The organism is Urbifossiella limnaea (genome assembly GCF_007747215.1).
Classification (GTDB): Bacteria; Planctomycetota; Planctomycetia; order Gemmatales; family Gemmataceae; genus Urbifossiella; species Urbifossiella limnaea.
The window spans coordinates 6,081,866-6,102,415 of the sequence record NZ_CP036273.1 but is presented as its reverse complement, the minus strand read 5'-3'; the positions used below and the strand labels follow the sequence as shown (position 1 = coordinate 6,102,415).

General features: G+C 72.9%; 16 protein-coding genes. 12 read left to right on the top strand and 4 right to left on the bottom strand.

Annotated features, from left to right (window positions below; translation table 11 throughout):
* Nucleotides 1-25: 25 nt before the first annotated feature.
* Complete coding sequence (locus tag ETAA1_RS24860; RefSeq protein ID WP_145243188.1) at nucleotides 26-913, bottom strand: ThuA domain-containing protein; 888 nt, start codon at nucleotides 911-913, stop codon at nucleotides 26-28.
* A gap of 61 nt (nucleotides 914-974) precedes the next feature.
* Here ETAA1_RS24860 and ETAA1_RS24855 point away from each other — a divergent pair, with 61 nt between their 5' ends.
* The 7 genes from ETAA1_RS24855 (at nucleotide 975) to ETAA1_RS24825 (ending at nucleotide 9,766) form a co-directional block, all read left to right on the top strand.
* On the top strand, nucleotides 975-3,095 hold the full coding sequence (locus tag ETAA1_RS24855; protein ID WP_145243187.1) for a serine/threonine protein kinase: 2,121 nt from the start codon (nucleotides 975-977) through the stop codon (nucleotides 3,093-3,095).
* Nucleotides 3,096-3,321: 226 nt separating this feature from the next.
* The gene (locus tag ETAA1_RS24850; RefSeq protein ID WP_145243186.1) at nucleotides 3,322-3,762 is read left to right on the top strand and encodes an Hsp20/alpha crystallin family protein; all 441 of its coding nucleotides are present in this window, start codon (nucleotides 3,322-3,324) and stop codon (nucleotides 3,760-3,762) included.
* A gap of 147 nt (nucleotides 3,763-3,909) precedes the next feature.
* On the top strand, nucleotides 3,910-4,296 hold the full coding sequence (locus ETAA1_RS24845) for an Hsp20/alpha crystallin family protein (protein ID WP_145243185.1): 387 nt from the start codon (nucleotides 3,910-3,912) through the stop codon (nucleotides 4,294-4,296).
* A gap of 104 nt (nucleotides 4,297-4,400) precedes the next feature.
* A complete protein-coding gene (gene aroC / locus ETAA1_RS24840; RefSeq protein ID WP_145243184.1) occupies nucleotides 4,401-5,483 on the top strand; it encodes a chorismate synthase in 1,083 nt (360 codons plus the stop codon).
* Nucleotides 5,484-5,542: 59 nt separating this feature from the next.
* Nucleotides 5,543-6,148, top strand: a complete 606-nt coding sequence (locus ETAA1_RS24835) for a Uma2 family endonuclease (RefSeq protein WP_145243183.1) — start codon at nucleotides 5,543-5,545, stop codon at nucleotides 6,146-6,148.
* A 64-nt stretch (nucleotides 6,149-6,212) separates the two neighbouring features.
* Complete coding sequence (locus tag ETAA1_RS24830) at nucleotides 6,213-8,273, top strand: DUF1549 and DUF1553 domain-containing protein (RefSeq protein ID WP_145243182.1); 2,061 nt, start codon at nucleotides 6,213-6,215, stop codon at nucleotides 8,271-8,273.
* A 98-nt stretch (nucleotides 8,274-8,371) separates the two neighbouring features.
* Nucleotides 8,372-9,766: a DUF1501 domain-containing protein gene (locus ETAA1_RS24825; protein WP_145243181.1), complete on the top strand. Its 1,395-nt coding sequence runs from the start codon at nucleotides 8,372-8,374 to the stop codon at nucleotides 9,764-9,766.
* A gap of 1 nt (nucleotide 9,767) precedes the next feature.
* Here ETAA1_RS24825 and ETAA1_RS24820 read toward each other — a convergent pair whose 3' ends face one another.
* From ETAA1_RS24820 to ETAA1_RS24810, 3 genes are all read right to left on the bottom strand, one after another.
* On the bottom strand, nucleotides 9,768-10,001 hold the full coding sequence (locus tag ETAA1_RS24820) for a hypothetical protein (RefSeq protein WP_145243180.1): 234 nt from the start codon (nucleotides 9,999-10,001) through the stop codon (nucleotides 9,768-9,770).
* Nucleotides 10,002-10,029: 28 nt separating this feature from the next.
* A complete protein-coding gene (locus ETAA1_RS24815) occupies nucleotides 10,030-10,458 on the bottom strand; it encodes a hypothetical protein (RefSeq protein WP_145243179.1) in 429 nt (142 codons plus the stop codon).
* 158 nt (nucleotides 10,459-10,616) lie between these two features.
* The gene (locus ETAA1_RS24810; RefSeq protein WP_145243178.1) at nucleotides 10,617-12,950 is read right to left on the bottom strand and encodes a PSD1 and planctomycete cytochrome C domain-containing protein; all 2,334 of its coding nucleotides are present in this window, start codon (nucleotides 12,948-12,950) and stop codon (nucleotides 10,617-10,619) included.
* Nucleotides 12,951-13,081: 131 nt separating this feature from the next.
* Here ETAA1_RS24810 and ETAA1_RS24805 point away from each other — a divergent pair, with 131 nt between their 5' ends.
* The 5 genes from ETAA1_RS24805 to ETAA1_RS24785 all read left to right on the top strand — a co-directional run bounded on the left by ETAA1_RS24805 (nucleotide 13,082) and on the right by ETAA1_RS24785 (nucleotide 20,536).
* Nucleotides 13,082-15,148 (top strand): hypothetical protein, encoded by a 2,067-nt coding sequence (locus ETAA1_RS24805; RefSeq protein ID WP_145243177.1) that lies wholly within the window; start codon nucleotides 13,082-13,084, stop codon nucleotides 15,146-15,148.
* Between the two features lie 20 nt (nucleotides 15,149-15,168).
* Complete coding sequence (locus ETAA1_RS24800; RefSeq protein ID WP_145243176.1) at nucleotides 15,169-15,729, top strand: thioredoxin family protein; 561 nt, start codon at nucleotides 15,169-15,171, stop codon at nucleotides 15,727-15,729.
* 69 nt (nucleotides 15,730-15,798) lie between these two features.
* Nucleotides 15,799-16,884: a DUF1501 domain-containing protein gene (locus ETAA1_RS33080; RefSeq protein ID WP_145243175.1), complete on the top strand. Its 1,086-nt coding sequence runs from the start codon at nucleotides 15,799-15,801 to the stop codon at nucleotides 16,882-16,884.
* 187 nt (nucleotides 16,885-17,071) lie between these two features.
* On the top strand, nucleotides 17,072-19,348 hold the full coding sequence (locus tag ETAA1_RS24790; RefSeq protein ID WP_145243174.1) for an alpha/beta hydrolase family protein: 2,277 nt from the start codon (nucleotides 17,072-17,074) through the stop codon (nucleotides 19,346-19,348).
* 99 nt (nucleotides 19,349-19,447) lie between these two features.
* On the top strand, nucleotides 19,448-20,536 hold the full coding sequence (locus ETAA1_RS24785; RefSeq protein ID WP_145243173.1) for a hypothetical protein: 1,089 nt from the start codon (nucleotides 19,448-19,450) through the stop codon (nucleotides 20,534-20,536).
* Nucleotides 20,537-20,550: the final 14 nt, after the last annotated feature.

The following is a 20,550-nucleotide window of genomic DNA, read 5'->3' as shown; positions in this document are numbered from 1 at the left end:
GTTCCTGGGTGTGAGAGCGATCGGGCTACTTCTTCTTCGGGTCGAGGTTCGCCATCATCTCCGCCTCCGTCACCCGCGACACGACCCCTTCCGCGGGCACGTCCAGCTTCACCAGCCAGACCAAGGCGTTGAGCACGACCTTGCGGAAGTCGTCGGTCGCCCAGTTGCGGTGGAAGTGGCCGCCGGTGAAGCCGACGCCGCGGCCGCCGTCCGGCCGCTCGACCGCCCACATCATCGTCTCGGCGCGGCCCTTCGCGGCCTGGATGTGCGGGTACGGGCCACGCGGGTACACGTACGGGCCGTCGCGCACCTCGTCCGACGGCTTCGCCGACAGGATCGGCGTGACGCCCTGCATGTTGTCGCGGAACCGCATGTTGAAGTACCACTCGTCGCGGACGGCGAACGGCCGCACCCCGTTGGCGATCGGGTGCCGCGGGAACTCCGAAAACTCCGGCCGCCACATCGGGTTGCAGGAGAAGCCGCTCTCGTAGTACCCGCCGATCCAGCGCTGGAACTCGGGGCCGCCCAGGTCGCGCGGCACCTCCACGCCGTAGTGCGCGCACATCAGGCCGACGCCCTTCCGCATCAGCGCGTCGATGCGCGTCAGGCGGCGCTCGCGGACGAGCGGGTGGCCGGCGCCGCCGTCGGCGAAGCAGAGGATGCCGTCGGCGGTGTCGAGGATGCTGTCGTCGGCCGGGTAGCCGTTGCGGAACACGACGGTTTCGAGGCCACGAACGTCCTTGAGGCAGTTGGCCAGCAGTTGCACGCCGGCGTTGAACTCGTGGTCGCCGGGGCCGTGGCTCGGGGTGCCGGCCATGAGGACGAGCTTCTTCGCCTTCGGCGGCTGGGCGAGGCCCGGGGTGGCGAGCGTCGCGGCTGCGGTGCCAAGGAAGGCGCGGCGGGAGAGGGGCATGTGCGGGCTCCGGGCGGAACGGGTCCGGTGATTCTACCGGCCGATCGGCGATAATGGCAGGATGCCCGACGACCCGCCCACGCCCGTGATGGACGTCGCCGACCGCGAGGAGGCCCGCGCCCTGAGCGCCCGCGGGGGTCGGCCGCCGGCGCCCGTTCCGGGGTACGAGCGCCTCACCTACCTCGGCCGCGGCGCCTACGGCGAGGTGTGGGTCGGCGTGGACAGCAACAGCGGCCGCAAGGTCGCCGTCAAGTTCTACACCCGCCGCGGCGGCACCGACTGGGCCGCACTGGCCCGCGAGGTCGAGAAGCTCCGCTACCTGTTCAACAGCCGGCACGTCGTCCAGCTGCTCCGCGTCGGCTGGGACTCGGACCCGCCGTACTACGTCATGGAGTATTTGGAGAACGGCTCGCTCGAGGACCTGCTCCGCGGCGGGCCGCTGCCCGTGGGCCAGGCGGTGACGATGTTCCGCGAGATCGCGCTCGCCCTCGTCTACGCCCACGACAAGGGCGTCCTCCACTGCGACCTGAAGCCGGCGAACGTCCTGCTCGACCACGACCGCCGGCCGCGGCTCGCCGACTTCGGCCAGGCCCGGCTCGCCACCGAGGTCGCCCCGGCGCTCGGCACGCTGTTCTACATGGCCCCGGAGCAGGCCGACCTCGGCGCCGCGCCGGACGCCCGGTGGGACGTGTACGCCCTCGGCGCCGTCCTGTACCGGACGCTCACCGGCAGCCCGCCGCACCGCGACGACCCGACCGCCGGCACCCTCCCCGCGTCCGGCGAGCTCCCCGCCCAACTCGACGCGTACCGCACACTCATCCGCACGGCACCGCCGCCGAAGGGGCACCGCGCCGTGCCCGGCGTCGACGCCGGCCTCGCCGCGGTCCTCGACAAGTGCCTCGCCGCCGACCCGGCCCGGCGCTACCCGAACCCGCAGGCCGTCGTCACCGCGCTGGACGCCTGGCGGCTCCGCCGCGTCCGCCGGCCGATGCTCGCCGTCACGGCGCTGGGCTTCGCCGTGCTGCTGGTGCTCATCGGCGGCATTGGCGCCGTCCTGTTCCGCGACGCCGTCTCGACCGCCACCGAGGAGGTGGTGCAGCGGGCGCTGGAGGGGAACCGGTTCGCCGCGAAGTCGGCCGCGGAGCGGCTCGCGCTCCAGGTACAGTACCGCTGGCAGGTGCTGGAGACCGAGGCCCGCGACCCGGCGCTGCGGCAGTGGCTCGCGGCCCCGGCCGGCGAGTTCCGCGCGGTCAACGGCGGCGACGCGCTCGACGCCTGGCTCGCGAAGCGGAAGGCGAAGTACGACGCGCAACTCGGCGACCGCAGCGGCCTCTGGTTCGCCGACGCCGCCGACGGCGTCCAGTACGGCACCGCCCCGCCGTTCCCGGACCACCGGATGAAGTACCGCGGCTTCCGCGACTACTTCCACGGCCTCGGCAAGGACTTCGCCGAGCGCACCGGCCCGCCGCCGGCCGTTATCCGGGCGCCGCACCGGTCGATGGCCTTCCGGCGGAAGGCGGAGCGGGACGACGAGTACTGGACGGTCGCGTTCAGCGTGCCGGTGTGGCCGCACGCCGACCCCGGCGGCGACCCGCTCGGCGTGCTGGGGCTGACGCTCGACCTGCGCGGCCAGACGCGCCTCGAAGCGGGCCGGGACCGCTTCGTGGTGTTGGTGGACACCCGGCCGGACGCGACGGGCCGGCGGGGGCTGCTGCTGCGGCACCCGTACCTGGAGCAGTACCACCCGAGCGGCAAGGAGCAGCTGCCGCTGTACTACGCCGACGCGGTCGTGAACCGGGCCGACGCCGGCGGCGACGCCGTGTGGTCCGACTACGCCGACCCGGCCGGCGGGGCGTATTCGGGCTCGTGGCTGGCGGCGGCGGAGCGGGTGCGGGTGCGGGGGGAGGGCGGGGCCGAGGTCGATCCGGGGTTCGTGGTGCTGGTACAGGAGCGGCGGTCGGAAGTGCTTCACCCGGTGGCCGACCTGCGCGGGCGGATCGCGCTCGGGGCGGGCGTGGCGTTCGTCGTCGTGCTGGCGACCGTGTTACTGATGTGGGCCGGGCTCGTAGCCGTGGCCGACGGCGCCCCGCCTACCCGCGTCACCCAGTTGCTCCGCCGCTGGGCCGGACTCCCCCCCGGCACCAACACCCCCGGCACCGCCCCGACCGGGGAGTCGGGGTAACCCGGCCCGGTCGTTTCGGCCGCGGTCATTGTGTGCCGCCGACCCCCCCGGGGGGTCGAGGCACGCATTGAGTCGATGCCACAAAAGATTGTCAGACCGAATCCCGGCGGTGGCGTGGAAGAAATCCGCCCGCCGGGCGACTTTTTCGAGAATCCTTCGGCCGCGCGTCCCCCTCTAGGGGTGCGAGCCGCGGGTCACCCCCGCTACCCACCACCCGAGGACGCTCATGAACCGCGTTCGCAACCCGTTCAACGCCCTGTTTAACGAAGTGACGACCGTTCAGGATGAGGTGGCCCGGTTGTTCGGCCGCGTCAACCCGTTCGCCGCCACCGCCCCCGGCGGCCCGCCGCTGAACGTGTGGGAGGACGACCACGCCCTGTACGTCGAGGCCGACCTGCCGGGGCTCGACCCCGCCGCCCTCGACGTGACCGTGACCGAGGGGAACCAGCTGACCATCCAGGGCGAGCGCGCCGCCCCCGAGATCCACGGCGCGGTGTGGGTCCGCCAGGAGCGACCGGCCGGCCGGTTCACCCGGGCCGTGACGCTGCCGGCCCTCGTGGACGCCGACAAGGTCGAGGCCGTGTACGCCGACGGCGTGCTCAAGCTGACCCTGCCGAAGCACGAGGCCGCCAAGCCCCGCAAGGTCCAGGTCAAGGCCGGGCAGTAAGGGAAGATGAAGGGTGAAGGGGTGCGCGGGTGACGGGGTGAGAAGGTGGCCCCTTCGTCGCCCTTCACCAGCTCACCCCTTCACCCCTTGACGGGGTGCGAATCACGAACACGACCATCCAGCCACTTAACCCACAGGAGAACGTCCATGTCCGATCTCGCGCTGAAGTCGAACGGGGCCCCCGCCGCGGCCGCCGACGACGCCCGGGCCGCGACCGTCGCCCCCCGGGTGGACGTGCTTGAGACCGAGAACGAGTTCCTGCTGCTGGCCGACCTCCCCGGCGTTCGCCCGGGCGACGTGGACGTCCGCTTCGAGCAGGGCGAGTTGACCGTCCACGGCCGCCGGACCGCCGCCGAGGGGAAGCGCCGGGCGCTGCTCGGCGAGTACGGCGGGGCCAACTTCCACCGCGTCTTCTCGGTCACCGACACGGTCGCCGCCGACCGGATCGAGGCCGACCTGAAGAACGGCGTTCTGACCGTCCGCCTGCCGAAGATCGAGGCGGTCAAGCCCCGCAAGATCGCCGTCCGCGGGTAACGGGTGAAGGGGTGGACGGGTGAGGGGGTGAGGGGGTGACGAGGAGTTGTTCTTCTCACCCATTCACCCCCTCACCCTTTCACCCCTTCATCTACAATCACCGCATGGCAGGCAACACGTTCGGCACCCTGTTCCGCGTCACCACCGCCGGGGTCAGCCACGGCCCCGGCTACGTCTGCATCATCGACGGCTGCCCCGCCGGCCTCCCCCTTTCGGTCGACGACCTGCTCCCCGACCTCGCCCGCCGCCGCCCCGGGCAGAGCAAGCTCACCACCCAGCGCGACGAGGCCGACGCCCCGGAAATCCTGTCCGGCGTCTTCGACGGCAAGACGGACGGCACCCCCATCGGCCTCCTGTTCCGCAACGCCGACCAGCGCAGCGGCGACTACGGCGACATCGCCGAAAAGTACCGCCCCGGCCACGCCGACTACACGTTCGACGCCCGCTACGGCTTCCGCGACTACCGCGGCGGCGGCCGCAGCAGCGCCCGCGAGACGGTGTGCCGCGTCGCCGCCGGGGCCGTCGCCAAAAAGCTCTTGGCTCGCAGCGGCGTCGCCGTGCTCGGCTACGTCACCCGCGTCGGCGACGTGACCGCGGACATCGCCGACCCCACGGCCGTGACGCTGGAGCAGGTGGAGGCGAGCCCGACGCGCTGCCCGGTGCCCGAAGCCGCGGCGCGGATGGAGGACCTCATCGACTCCGTGCGCAAGGACCGCGACTCGATCGGCGGCGTGTGCGAGTTGGTGGCGACGGGCGTGCCGGCGGGCCTGGGCGAGCCCGTGTTCGACAAGCTGAAGGCCGACCTGGGCAAGGCGCTGCTGTCGCTGCCGGCGGTGACGGCGTTCGAGTACGGGGCGGGGTTCGCCGTGGCCGGCATGCGCGGCAGCGAGCACAACGACGTATTCGCCCCCGGCCCGCCGCGCGTCCACACCGAGACGAACCGCCACGGCGGGATGCTCGGCGGCATCTCGTCCGGCGAGCCGGTGGTGTGCCGGGTGGCGATCAAGCCGACGAGCTCGATCCCGCGGGCGCAGCGGACCGTGACCCGGGCCGGCGAGCCGACGGAGATTCTGGTGAAGGGCCGCCACGACCCGTGCCTGCTGCCGCGGTTCGTGCCGATGGGCGAGGCGATGGTGGCGCTGGTGCTGGCCGACCACCTGCTGCGCACCCGGGCGGCACGGGTGTGAAGGAAGTCGCGTATCATCGTGGTGCGCGACGTGGACCTGTGACCCGAGGAGGGGCCGCCATGCGGGCGGTGATCGCCGACCTGCCGAAGCACTGGCTCGCCGAGCGGAAGAACTCGGAGGCCGCCCAGTGGGACGAAGTCTGGGAGGGGGTGCTGCACATGCCACCGATGCCGAACGGGCTTCACCAGGACTTCGTCCTCGACCTGGCGTCGTACCTCAAGTGGGAGTGGGCTAAGCCGCAGGGGGCCCTCGTCCGCCACGAAGTCAACCTGACGACACCCGAGGACGAGGACCGCTGGACGCTGAACTTCCGCATCCCGGACGTGGTGCTTGTGAGCAAGGACCGGCTGTACATCGACAAGACCGAGTACATGGCCGGCGCCCCCCTCGTGGTCGTCGAGGTGCGGTCGCCGCGCGACGAGACGTACGACAAGTTCCCGTTCTACGCCGCGCTCGGCGTGCCCGAGGTGTGGGTGTTCGACCGCGACACCCGCGCCCCGGAGCTGTACGCCCTCGCGGCCGGCCCGGCGTACCAGCCGATCGCCCCGGGCGCGGACGGGTGGCTCGTCAGCCCCGCGGCGGGGGTGGCGTTCCGGCACGCCGGCGGGGCGAAGGTGGCCGCACGCGTCGGCGACGGGCCGGCCGTCGAGTTGCCGGACGGCTGACCGTGCGGCGTTGACACCCGCCGCCGCGTCCGCGACACTCAAAGCCACCCCCACGCGGCCCGCGATGCGCCTCCTCCTCCTCCCCACCCTCGTACTCCTCCTCGCCGCTCCGGCGCGCGGCGACCACTGGGCGTTCACCCGGCCCGCCCGCCCGCCGGTCCCCGCGGGCGCCGCCAACCCCGTCGACGCCTTCGTCCGCGCCAGGCTCTCCGCCGCGAAGCTGACGCCCGCCCTGCGGGCCACGCCCGAGCAGTTGCTCCGCCGCGTCACGTTCGACCTCACCGGCCTGCCGCCGACGCCGGACGAGATCGACGCGTTCGTCCGCGACCCGGCCCCCGACGCCTGGGCGAAGGTGATCGACCGCCTCCTGGCGTCGCCGCACTACGGCGAGCGCTGGGGCCGGCACTGGCTCGACCTCGCCCGCTACGCCGACACCAACGGGTACGAGTTCGACGAGCCGCGGCCCGACGCCTGGCGCTACCGCGACTACGTCATCCGGGCGCTGAACGCCGACGTGCCGTACACGCGGTTCGTCGCCGAGCAACTGGCCGGCGACGTGTCGAACCCGACCGACCCCGCGGCCCGCGTCGCCACCGGGTTCAACCTCCTCGGCCCGGACATGACCGACGCCTCCGACCAGGCCCAGCGGCGGCTCAACACGCTGAACGACATGACCGACACGGCGGCGCTCGCCTTCCTCGGCCTGACGCTCACCTGCGCCCGCTGCCACGACCACAAGTTCGAGCCGGTCCCGCAGGCCGACTACTTCCGCTTCCAGGCGTTCTTCGCCGCCGCCGCCTTCCGCACCGACGTGCCCGTCGGCACGCCCGCCGACGACCGCGCCGCCGCCGAAGCGGAGGCCCGCTACCGCGAGCGCACGAAGGACACGGTCGCCGCCCTGGAGGCCGTCGAGGGGCCGCCGCGGCAGAAGCTCTTCGACGCGAAGCTCGCGAAGCTGTCGGCCGACGCCCAGGCCGCGCACCGCACGCCGGCCGAGCAGCGCACCGGCGGACAGCTCGAACTCGTCGCCGAGACGGCGGCCAAGGTGCGCGTCACCGACGCGGACGTGGCGAAGGCGCTGACAGCGGACGAGAAGGTGCGGGCCGACGCGCTGCGGGCGAAGCTGAAGTCGTTCCCCAGGCCGCCGCCGCGGCCGGTGGCGCTCGGCCTGACCGACCGCCCGGGGGCGCCGCCGAAGACGTTCGTGCTGGAGCGCGGCGAACTCGGCAACAAGGGTGCGGAGGTGCTCGCCGGCTTTCCCACGGCGCTCGGCGGCGGCGAGGGGAAGGGCGGTCGGCTGGGGCTGGCGAAGTGGGTGGCGTCCGCCGACAACCCGCTGACAGCCCGGGTGATCGTGAACCGGCTGTGGCAGCACCACTTCGGCCGCGGCATCGTCGCCACCGCCAGCGACTTCGGCACCCGCGGTTCCGCCCCCACGCACCCCGAACTGCTCGACTGGCTGGCGTGCGAGCTGGCCGACGGCGGCTGGACGCTGAAGCGGACGCACCGGCTCATGCTCCTGTCGGAGACGTACCAGCAGTCCACGGCGGTGAGCGCCGACGCGGCACGCATCGACCCCGAGAACCGCCTGTTCTCGCGGATGAACCGGTTGCGGCTCGAAGGCGAGGCGGTGCGCGACGCGATGCTGGCGGCGAGCGGCCGGCTGAACCCGAAGGCCGGCGGCCCTGGCGTCGTCCTGCCGGAGCTGGCCCGCGCCGCGGGCGGGTCGCGGCCGGTGCCGGTGACGGCGGACGCGGCCGAGCACACGCGGCGGAGCGTGTACCTGTTCGCCCGCCGCAACCTGCGCGACCCGTTCCTGGAGGCGTTCGACCTGCCGGACAGCAACAACAGCTGCCCGAAGCGCGAGCGCAGCACCACCGCCCCGCAGGCGCTGGCGCTGCTGAACTCGGCCGAAGCCGTGGCCGCCGCGAAAGCCCTGGCCGCCCGCGTGACCCGCGAGGCCGACACCGACGCGGCGCGGGTGGCGCGGGCGTACCGGCTGGTGCTGGGACGTGCGCCGGCGGACCCGGAGCAGGCGCGGGCCGCGGCGTTCCTCCGCGAGTCGCCGCTGACGGAGCTGTGCCGGGCGCTGTTCAACCTGAACGAGTTCATGTACCTGGATTGAAGTCGGCGTTAGGCCGGGGCGCAAGCCCCGTTGGTTTCGCAACCCCAACTGGGCTTGCGCCCCGGCCTAACGCTGAACCGACGCCGAAAGGCCTTCCGATGCCCCCGCTCTCCCGCCGCGACATGCTGCGATCCGCCGGCGGCGGCTTCGGCGCCCTGGCCCTCGCCGCGATGCTCGCCGACGACGCGGCCGCCGACGCCCCCGACCCGCTCGCGCCGAAGCGGCCGCACCACGAGCCCACGGCCAAGCGCGTCATCTTCCTGTTCATGTCCGGCGGGCCGAGCCACGTCGACACATTCGACCCCAAGCCCGAACTCACGCGCCTCCACGGCCAGCCGCTGCCGGCCAGCTACGGCCCCGTCAAGACGCGCCGCGGCGTCGATCGCAACCGCCTCCTCGCCTCCCGGCGCACGTTCCAGAAGTACGGCCAGAGCGGCATCGAGGTGTCCGACTGGTTCCCGCACGTCGGCGCGTGCGTGGACGACATCTGCCTCCTCCGCGGCTGCCACGGCGACAGCGTGACGCACCCGGAGTCGGTGTACCTGATGAACACCGGCTCCATCCTGATGGGCCGGCCGAGCCTCGGGGCGTGGGCCAGCTACGGCCTCGGCACCGAGAACCGCAACATGCCGGCGTTCGTGGTGCTCCCCGACCCCGGCGGCTGGCCGAAGGGCGGCGCCCCCGCCTGGGGCAACGGCTACCTCCCCGCCGCGTTCCAGGGCACCCTCGTCCGCGGCGGGGCGCAGCCGGTGGCGCACCTCACGTCGCCGGTCCCAGACGCGCAGCAGCGGCGCACCCTCGACTTCGTCGGCGAGGCGAACCGCGCCCACGCCGCCGCCCGGCCGCACGACACGGAGCTCGCCGCCCGCGTCGCCGCTTACGAGCTGGCGTTCCGCATGCAGGCCCACGCCCCCGAGGTGGTGGACCTGTCGAAGGAGACCGACGAGACGAAGCGGCTGTACGGCGTGGACCGGCCGGAGACGGCGGAGTTCGGCACGCGCTGCCTGCTGGCCCGGCGGATGGTCGAGCGCGGGGTGCGGTTCGTGCAGCTGTACAGCGGCGACACCAACGGCTGGGACGGTCACTCCGACCTGGAAGGGAACCACTCGCGGCTCGCGCTCGCCAGCGACAGGCCGGTCGCGGGCCTGCTGACGGACCTCAAGCGGCGCGGGCTGCTGACGGACACGCTGGTGGTGTGGGGCGGCGAGTTCGGGCGGACGCCGATGAGCGAGGGGACGAACGGCCGCGACCACAACCCGCACGGGTTCTGCATGTGGCTCGCGGGCGGCGGCGTGAAGGGCGGCACGGTGCTCGGCGCGACCGACCCGATCGGCCTCCGCGCGGCCGAGGGGAAGGCGCACGTCCACGACGTGCACGCCACGATCCTGCACCTGCTCGGGCTGAACCACCTGCGGCTGACGTTCCGCCACAACGGCCGGAACGAGCGGCTGACCGACAACGCCGGCGAGGTGATCGAGGCCGCGCTGGCGTGAGTCAGCCGACGGTGGCCGGCGCACAGTAGGTGTCGGCGCCGGCCCGGCGGTGGGCGGCCAGCCGGCCGGCCAGTTTCGCCGCCAGCTCCCGGGCGCGGGTTTCGTCGGCCCGCGTCCAGCGGCTGCGGGCGGACTCGCCCTGCGCCCGCACCCATTCGCGGACCGCCGGCGGCCCCTCGCCGCGCGCCATCGCCGCCCGCACCAGCGGCAGTACCGCCGCCCCGTCGCTCGCCATGGGTTGTACCTCGGGTGTGTGAGCCGGGTCACGAGCTCGGGTTGATCTCGTAGTAGGCGATGTTCGACGCCAGGCCGTCGGCTGTCGTCTGGGCCGACGCCGTGCCGCAGTCGTTGCCGTTGGTCTGCACGGCCACCAGGAGGCTGAACGTCCCGTCGGCCAGGGTCGTGGCCGTCTTCCCCTCCAGCGCCGGGATGCCGCCCAAGGTAACCGTCAGCCCGCCGACCGTCGCCGAGCTGGTGACGCGGCCGGTGAACCGGTACCACCCGAGGCCCGTCTCGACGCCGACGAAATCCACGATTTGCGGGGCGACGAGGACCGGACTGCCGGCGAGGCCGCTGCCGAAGCCGAGGTCGGTGTCGTACCCGCTCGGGGTGATGCGGTCGGACAACCATTCGAGCCGCAGGCGGGTGCGGACGACGGGCCGGGGGCGCGCGGCCCTGCGTAGCCAGAGCATGGGAGTGGGGGGGTCGGTGGGTGGGACCCGGTCGTCGGCCTGCGGAGCCGCGCCCGCCGGGGCTGACGTGTCAATCGAGATTGGGGAGAAATACCGGACATGAAATCCGGCGCGGGCCGATAATTTTTTCGGCCGGCGGCCGGGCCCGGCTGACGCGGTCAGCCCCGGGTGACGAACTCGTCGAGGTTCAGCAGCGCCCGCGCCACCAGCACCCAGGCGGCCGCGTCGACCGGCGGCACGCCCGCGGGTTGGTACGCGCCCACCACCCGCGCCGCGGCCGCCGGCCGCGCCTCGGCCAGCAGCCGCAGCAGCCGCGTGCGTTCGGCGTCGGTCGGCGCGCGGCCCAGCGCCAGCCGCACCGCGTGCGTCACCCGCTCGGCGTCGCTCCGGCCCGGCGTCTCCGTCAGGATGCGCTTCCCGAACGCCTGCGCCGCCTCCACGAACACCGGGTCGTTGAGCACCGTCAGCGCCTGCAGCGGCGTGTTCGAGCGCTCGCGCTTCACGGTGCAGACGGCCCCGTCGGCGGCGTCGAACGTCGTCAGCTGCGGGTACGGGCTCGTGCGCTGGTACCACGTGTACAGCCCGCGGCGGTAGCGGTCGGGGCCGGTGCTCTCGACCCAGCGGGCGGAGTTGGCGTAGGTCAGCTCCGAGATGCCGGCCGGCTGCGGCGGCCGCACCGACGGCCCGCCGACCGTTCGCGTCAGCAGGCCGCTCACGGCGAGGGCGTTGTCGCGCACGAGCTCCGCCTCGAGGCGCAGCCGCGACTGCCGCGCCAGGAGGCGGTTCAGCGGGTCGCGGGCGGCCAGCTCCGGCGTCACCGCCGCGGAGCGCTTGTAGGCGGCGCTCAGCACGACCGTGCGAATCAGCGCCTTGAGGGACCACGCCTCGCCCTTCGCGGGCGCCACGAATTCGCACGCCAGCCAGTCGAGCAATTCGGGGTGCGTCGGCCGCTCGCCTTGAACGCCGAAGTCCTCGGGAGTGCCGACCAACCCGCGGCCGAACAGCTTGCCCCACACCCAGTTCACCGCCACGCGGGCCGTCAGCGGGTTCTCCGCGGCCACGAGCCACCGCGCCAGGTCGAGCCGCGTCGCGCCCGCGCCGCCGCCGACCGCCGACAAGTGCCCCGGCTCGACGCGCACGCCCTTCCGCAAGAAGTCGCCGCGGATCATCACGTGCGTCGGCCGCGGCGGGCCGAGGGCGAGCGTCATCGCCGGCGTCGGGGCCGGCGCCTTCTTGGCGTGGTCGGCCGCCGCCTTCTGCCGCTTCGCCAGCTCGGCCGCGGGGAGGTTCTTCGCCTTGCCCTCGGCCACGGCCGCCGTCAGCTTCGCAGCTTCGGCGTCGAACGCCGCGCGGCGAGGCTTCAGCGTCTCCTCCTCGCCGGGGAGCGGGGCGGGGATGTCGGCCTCGCGGTCCGAGTTGAAGAACGCCAGCAGCTGGTAGAACTCGCGCTGGCTGATCGCGTCGTACTTGTGGTCGTGGCACTGGGCGCAGCCGACGGTGAGGCCGAGCCACACGGTCGCGGTCGTGTTCACGCGGTCCACGCACGCGGCGACGCGGAACTCCTCCGGGTCGGCCCCGCCCTCCTTGTTCGTCAGCGTGTTCCGGTGGAAGCCGGTGGCGATCCGCTGCTCCTGCGTCGGGGCCGGCAGCAGGTCGCCGGCCAGCTGCTCCACGGTGAAGCGGTCGTAGGGCAGGTCGGCGTTGAACGCCCGGATGACGTAGTCGCGGTAACGCCACGCGAAGGGCCGGCCGGTGTCCTTCTCGTAGCCGTCACTGTCGGCGTAGCGGGCGAGGTCGAGCCAGTGCCGGCCCCAGCGCTCGCCGAAGTGCGGTGACGCCAGGAGGCGGTTCACGACGGTCAGGTACGCTTCCGGCGTGGCGTCTGCGAGGAAGGCGGCGAGCTCGTCGGGCGTCGGCGGCAGGCCGGTGAGGTCAAACGTGACGCGGCGCAGCAACGTGGCGCGGTCGGCTTCGGGGTTCGGCGTCAGCCCGTCCCGCCGCAGCCGCGCGAGAATGAAGGCGTCGATCGGGTTCGGCGCGATCCCCGGCACGGCCGGCCGGGTCGGGCGGACGAACGCCCAGTGCGTCGGGCGCGGGGGGCCGGACGCCTGCGCCGCCACCGCGCCGCCGGCCCACGGCGCGCCGCCGTCGATCCACGCCCGCAGGACGCCGACCTGCGCCGCGGTCAGCGGCGCGTTCTTCCCCGGCGGCATCTTCGCGTCCGCACCCACCCCCGCGACGGCGTGAATCAGCCGGCTCTCGGCGCTCTTGCCGACCACGACCGCGGCGCCGCCGTTGCCGCCATCCAACAGGCTCTTGCGGTCGTCGAGGCGGAAGCCGCCCTTCTGCTTGTCGGGGCCGTGACAGCCGACGCAGTGCGCCGCCAGGATCGGCCGCACGTCGCGGTCGAAATCGACCTTCGCGGCGCTGGCCGGCGGCAGCGCGGGCGGCTCGGCGGACACGAGCGCGAGCAGCGGCAGGAGGCGGAGCATGGCAGGCCCGGGGGACGGGGGCACCCCCGATGCTACCCCGAGGAACCGGAGTACGCTACCCCTCGCCTCCGGGCCGGTGCCGCGGTATCATCGCCGCATCCCGCCGGTTCACGCTTCTCCCGAGGTCCGCCATGTCCCGCCGCCCCGTTTGGGCGTTCGCCGCCTTCGCCACCGGGTTCGGGCTCCTCGTCGTCTTCGGGGGCAACCCCACCGCGACCGGCCAGCCGAAACCGCTCGTCGTGCCGCCCGCCCCGCAGGCGCCGAGCCTGACGAGCGCCGCCAACCTCGGCGCCAAGCCCGGCGACACGGCCGAACTCACCCTCCCCGGCGGCAACCTTGCCGACGCCACCGGCGTCAGCATTTCCTGCCCCGGCGCGAAGGCCGAGGTCGTTCCCGACGCGAAGGCCGACGCCGGCAAGGTGAAGGTGAAGGTGACGCTGCCGGCCGACGCCGCGGTCGGGCTGTACGGCCTGCGGGCGGCCACGAAGCACGGCGTCTCCAACCTGCGGCCGTTCGTGGTGGACGACCTGCCGGCGGTCGCCGAGACCGACGCGAACCGCAGTAAGGACACGGCCCAGCCGGTGACCGCCCCGTGCGTCGTGCTCGGCCGCACCGACGCGGAGGTTTCCGACTTCTTCAAGCTGAAGGTGAGCGCCGGCCAGCGGCTGACGTTCGAGGTGCTGGCCCGCCGCATCGGCTCGCCTCTCGACCCCATCGTCGTGCTGCACGACGGGGCCACGAAGCGCGAGCTGATCGACAAGTACGCCGACGACACGCCCGGCCTCCAGGCCGACGCCCGGCTGACGCACACGTTCCCGGCCGCCGGCGAGGTGCTCGTCGAGGTCCGCGACACGACGTACCGCGGCGGCGCCGACTTCTTCTACCGCCTCCGCATCGGCGACTTCCCCGGCGCCACGACGGCGTTCCCGCTGGCCGTGGAGCGCGGCAAGGACGCGAAGGTCGGCTTCGCCGGCCCCGGCACCGAGGACCTGCCGCCCGTGACGCTGAAGGTGCCGATGACCGCCGCGGGCGTGAACGCGGCGCCGAAGCGCGCCGGCGGCCCGAGCGGCTGGCCGGTGCCGGTGATGGTCAGCCGCAATCCGGAGGGCGTGGAGGCGGAGCCGAACAACGAGCCGGCGAAGGCCAACCCGCTGCCGGTGCCGGGCGGCGTGTCGGCGAAGTTCGGCAGCAAGGGCGACACGGACCACTTCAAGATCGCCGGGAAGAAGGGGCAGAAGCTGGTGATCGCCGCGCTCACGTACGAGGTGAATGCCCCGACCGAGGTGCTGGTGCGGGTGCTCGACGCGAAGGGGGCCGAGCTCGCCAAGAGCAACCCGGCCGCGGTGCCGACGCGGTTCGAGTTCACGCCGCCGGCCGACGGCGACTACGTCGTCGCCTGCGAGCACCTGAACTACTTGTTCGGCCCGAACGAGGTGTACCACCTCTCCGTGGTGCCGGCCGGGCCGGACGTGGCGGTGACGCTGGCGCTGGACCGCTACGAAGCCCCCGCCGGCGGCGGCACGGCGGTCGCGGTGACGAACGTGGCGCGCCTGAACGGATACGCCGGGCCGGTGGAACTGAGCATCGACGGCGGCCCCGACCTGAGCGGCAAGGTGACGCTGCCGGCGGGCGCCACGCAGGCGTTCGTGCCGCTGCTGGTGAAGGCCGGGGCGAAGCCGGGGCCGCTGGCCTTCCGCGTGAAGGCGACCGCCGGCGACGTGGTGCGGTACGGTCAGCTGACCGACCTGGTGAAGACGACGTTCGGCGGCATGTCGAACCCGCCGCACGAGTTCCTGGACGGCTGTGCGGTGGCGGTGGTGGAGAAGGCGCCGTTCGCGGTGGCGTTGAAGCTCGACCCGGCGAGCCTGGAGAAGGGGAAGGGGGGCAAGCTGCTGGTCGAGGCGAAGCGCGAGAAGGAGGCCGACGGCGACATCGCCCTGGCCCCGCTGTTCGCCCCGGCGAAGGTGACGATCGCGCCGAAGGGCTCGCTGGCGAAGGGGGCCACGAAGGGCGACCTGGCGGTGACGACGGCCGCGGACGTTCCGCTCGGCCCGGCGCCCCTGGTGATCCGGGCGACGACGAAGGTGGGCGGCAAGGACTACGCGGTGACGCCGCCGCCGGTCGTGGCGGACATCGTGGAGCCGAAGAAGGCCGAGCCGAAGAAGGCTGAGCCGAAGAAGGACAAGGACAAGAAGTGACTTCGCCCCGGAAACCCGCCATGAACCTGTTCGAGTCGTTCGCCGACGCCCTGCCGCTTCCCGCGTTTCTGGACGCCTACGGCAGCGCCTCCGACAGGGCGCGCTGGGCCGCGGCGCACGCGGCCATCACGCTGACCGACGCCCAAAAGCAACTGCTCGGCCGGTTCACGCGCGAGACGAACGTGCTGGTGCTGGCCGGGGCCTGGTGCGGCGACTGCGTCGCCCAGTGCCCGGCGTTCGACCGGTTCGCCGAGGCGGCGCCGGTACTGAAGGTCCGCTACCTGGACCGCGACGAGCACGCCGACGTGCAGCAGGCGCTGCAGGTGAACGGCGGCAACCGCGTGCCGGTGGCGGTGTTCTTCTCCGAAGACGGCTTCGAGGTGGCCCGCTACGGCGAGCGCACGCTGGCCCGCTACCGCGCACTTGCGGCCCAGCTCGCCGGCGAGAGCTGCGCCACGGGGCTGGTGTCGAAGTCGGACCCGGTGGCGGCGCAGGTGGTGCAGGACTGGCTGGACGAGTTCGAGCGGGTGCAGTGGATTCTGCGCCTGTCCCCACGTCTGCGGCGGGCGCACGGCGACTGACCGCTGTGTGGTTGCATCCGGCCGGCGGGCGGGTAGGATGGGGCCGTTCCCACCCGCCGGGGCCACCCCATGCCGACCGACCCCACCCGCCGCGACTTCCTCCGCACCGCCGCCGCCGGCGCGGCCGTCGTGGGAACCACGGGCTTACACCCGGGGCTCGCCGCGCCGCTCACCCCCGCCGGCAGCGCGAAGGCGTGCATCTTCATCAACCTCGTCGGCGGCCCGAGCCACCTCGACACGTTCGACCCGAAGCCGCACGCCGCCGCGGAGGTGCGCGGCCCGTTCGCCCCGATCCCGACGCGCGTTCCCGGCGTGTACCTGAGCGAGCTGTTCCCGAAGCTCGCGGGGCTGGCGGACAAGTTCAGCCTGATCCGCTCGATGCACCACGACGCGCCGCCGATCCACGAGGCGGGCTTGCAGCTGAACAACACCGGCCGCCTGTTCCGCGACGGCCCCGCGTGGCCGAACACGGGAGCGGTGGTGGCACACTTGAGCGGACGGCGCGACAACGGCCTCGCTTGGTGGAGAATGCCCGGACACGACATCGACACCGGCATCCGCGTCGGCCACGGGCAGGACCGTGGATTCCTCGACGTGCCCTTGTGCGAGGACGGCAGGGCGTCCACGTTCCGTGATGCGTGCCATTTCGCAGCCTACGTGGTCTTCAATGGCGCCCGGTTCGTCACGATCAACCAGTTCCCGACTGTGTTCGACGCCCCTTCCTGGGACTGCCACGCCGACCGCGGCTCGCTGAACACCACCCTCGACGACTACCGCGCCACCGTCGCCCCGTCGTTCGACGCCGCGTTCTCCGCGCTGCTGACCGACCTGGACGACCGCGGCCTCCTCGACACGACGCTGGTTGTCGCCGTCGGCGAGTTCGGCCGCACTCCGCGGCTCAACGCCAACGGCGGGCGCGACCACTGGGCCGGCTGCTGGACGGCGCTCGTCGCCGGCGGCGGGGTGAAGGGTGGTCGCGTGGTCGGCCGCTCCGACGCCACCGGCAGCGAACCCGCCGACCGCCCCGTCACGCCGCCGGAACTGGTGGCGACGGTGTTCCACGCCCTCGGCGTGCCGGGCAGCGCGACCATGCCGGGGCCGGACGGGGCGCCCGTAGCGGTGTACCCGGCGCGGCCGGTGACGGAATTGTTCTGACGCACCCGTGACACCGCGGACGTCGCCCGGGGTTTCCACCCCGGGCTATGGACGAACGCCCCGCCGGGGCTGAAGCCCCGAGCCAGGGTTTTGAGCCCCGGAGAGGCGGCCGTGTTTAGCCCGGGGTGGAAACCCCGGGCGGCCTACGGCGCCAAGCCAACCACCTTTCCCCTTTCGCACCCCACCCATGAAACACCTCCTCCCCACCCTCTTGCTCCTCGGTGCTGCCTCCGCCGCGCCCGCGGCCGAACTGCCCAACACGAAGCCGCTCACCGACACCGACGACCTGGCCAAGAAGATGGTCGCCGGCCTCCACAAGTACCTCGACCGCGCCACCGCCGACTCGGCGAAGCAGCGCGCCGCCCGCTGGAAGCCGAACTTCGACAGCCAGGACGACTTCGAGAAGTCCGTCGAGCCGAACCGCGAGCGGCTGCGCAAGTACCTCGGCGTCGTCGACCAGCGCCTCGAACCGCGGCTCGAGTTCGTCAGCAGCCCGACCGCCTCCGCGCTCGTCGCCGAATCGGACGCCTTCCGCGTGTTCAACGTCCGCTGGGCGGCGCTGCCCGGGGTGGACGCCGAGGGGCTGCTGCTGGAGCCGAAGGGGAAGGCGAAGGGCGTCGCGGTCGTGGTGCCGCACGCCGGCTGGACGCCGGAACAGGTGTGCGGCCTCGTTCCCGGCGTGCCGGTGACGGTGCAGATCGCCCCCAGCATCGCCCACCAGTTCCGCGTGCTGGTGCCGGTGCTGATCGACCGCAACGACAACCACTCGGGGAACCCGAAGCTGAACCGGCAGACGAACCAGCCGCACCGCGAGTTCGTCCACCGCATGGCCTACGAGATGGGCCGCACCATGCCCGGCTACGAGGTGCAGAAGATTCTCGCCGGCGTGGACTGGCTCACGGCGAACACCCCCGGCGACGCCGGGAAGCGCGTCGCGCTGTACGGCCACGGCGAAGGCGCGTACCTGGCCCGCTTCGCCGGCGCGCTCGACCCGCGCATCAAGTTCGTCGCCCCGCTCGGCGACATCGTGCCGGCCGAGACGACGTGGGACCGCCCGCTCGACCGCAACGTCTGGGGCCAGCTGACCGAGTTCGGCACCGCCGAGTTGAACCTGATGATGGCGGGTCGCTTCCTGCCGGTCGAGCCGCAGACCGACCCGGTGGGTGACGGGAAGGCGCTCCACCCGTTCCTGGCGTGGCCGTCGTGGCCAGGACCACTGCCGCCCGCCGCCGGCCGCGGCGGCGCGGCCCCCGGCAAGCTCGCCCCGCCCGACGTGGAACCGTACCTGGCTGAGATGCGGCGGGCGCGGGCGCTGAACAACGGCAACCTCCTCGAAGGCGACGCGCACGTGCTGTCGATGGTGCTCGGCGTCCACACCGACAACGTGCCGCAGTACACGAAGGCGAGCCCGTTGCCGCCGATCGAGGTGGCGAAGCGGCACAAGCGGCAGTTCGACCAACTGGTGGTGTTCACGCAGAAGCTGTGGCGCGACAGCGAGGCCGTGCGCCGCGGCGTCTGGGCCAAGGCCGACGCCACCACCCCCGAGACGTGGCAGAAGTCGAGCGACCAGCTCCGCGAGTACTTCCACAGCGAGGTCATCGGCAAGCTGCCGGAGCCGACGATGCCGCTGAACCCGCGGACGCGGCAGGTGTACGACGAGGAGAAGTTCACCGGCCACGAGGTCGTGCTCGACGTGTACGACGACGTGTTCGCGCTCGGCATCCTGCTTCTGCCGAAGGACCTGAAGGCCGGCGAGAAGCGGCCCGTCGTGGTGTGCCAGCACGGCCTCGAAGGCACGCCGCGGCACACCATCGACGTGGAGAAGAGCCCCGTCTACGACCACTTTTCGCGGCGGCTCGTGGAGCAGGGTTACATCGTGTACGCGCCGCAGAACCCGTACATCGGCCAGAACACGTTCCGCCAGCTCCAGCGGAAGGCTAACCCGCTGAAGCTGTCGCTGTTCAGCTTCATCATCCGCCAGCACCAGCGCACCATCGACTGGCTCGTCACGCTGCCGTACGTGGACCACACCCGCATCGCGTTCTACGGCCTGAGCTACGGCGGCAAGACGGCGATGCGGGTGCCGGCGGTCGAGATGCGCTACTGCCTGTCGATCTGCTCCGGCGACTTCAACGAGTGGGTCGGCAAGAACGTGTCGGTGGACCTGGACCGCAGCTACATGTGGACGGGCGAGTACGAGATGTACGAGTTTGATTTGGGGAACACGTTCAACTACGCCGAGATGGCGTACCTGATCGCGCCGCGGCCGTTCATGGTGGAGCGTGGCCACGACGACGGCGTCGGCACCGACGAGATGGTGAGCTACGAGTACGCGAAGGTCCGCTACCTGTACGCCAACCGGCTCAAGCTTCCGACGCGGACGGAGATCGAGTACCAGGTGGGCGGGCACCGGGTGTTCAGCCGCGGCACGTTCGCGTTCCTGGCCCGGCACCTGGGGCGGTAGTGGCCGCCGTGTAACACCGGCGTCACGGCGGCCCGCCGGCCTTGACCGCGGCCCGCGGTCGGGGACAATAACACTTCGCCACCCGAAGGGGGAGGAGTGATGGCCGATCGCCCGCGGTACTACTGCCGGGACTGTAGCTACCAGTGGCTCCCGCGGGGTACCGAGCGCGCCACGCAGTGCCCCGGCTGCCGCGGCCCGAACGTCGCCGCCGTGCTGTCGCTGGACGACGCCGCGCCGCCACCGCCCGCCCGGCGGTCGGCGCCGACCCCGCACCCCGACCGCCGGCCCCGGCCTCCCGGCGCCGAGCCAGCCGCGCCGTCGGTGCTGCCGCTCGTCCTCGCCGTCGTCGGCATTCTCGGCGTCGGCGTCGTCACGGCCGGGGGGTTGGCGATCTACCTCCTCCGCGACCCCGCCCCCAAGCCGACGGAAGTTGCCGCCGCGAAGGCGAACCCGCCGGCCCCCGCACCCGAACCGAAAGTAACGCCCAAGACACCAGAGCCGGAACCCGAGCCGTCGAAATCGAGCGTGAAGCCGAAGACGGTCCCGGTGCCGGTCGAGCCCGAGCCGAAGATGCCGGATCCGACGCCGCCGGAGCCGGCGCCGAAGACGCCGGAACCAACGCCCGTTCCGGAGCCCGCGCCGAAGACGCCGGAACCCGCACCGAAGCCGCCCGAGCCGGCGCCGAAGCCGCCGACGGTGGTGGAGCGGCCGCCGTCGCCGTTCCCGCCGCCGCCGAAGAGCTGGGAGTCGAAGTGGGAGAAGGCCGGCGACGTGCGCATCCGGGTGGTAGGCGTGGCCGAGTCGAAGGTGCCGCTGGTGGCGCGGAAGCGGAACTTCCTGTCGCCGGAGTCGTACTTCGTGGTGTGGGTGGAGGTGGAGAACACGGGGAAGGCGAACCTGACGTACCGCCGGTGGCAGCCGGTGGCGACCGGCGAGTGCACGCTGAAGTACGCGGCCGGCGGCGTGCTCGGGCACGCCATCTACCCCGCGGACGCCGGCCGCGAGTGGTTCACCGAGTTCGCACAACCGCTGCCGCCCGGCGGGCCGCCGGCGCTGGAGTCGCTCGTGTTCAGCCGCCCCGACACGACCGCGGACGGCCCACTGACGCTGACCCTGGACGCGACCCGCGCCGGCGGCGTCGGCCGCGTGGCGATCGACATCCCGCGCACGGCGTGGGCGCGGAAGTAGCTTCGAGAAAGGAT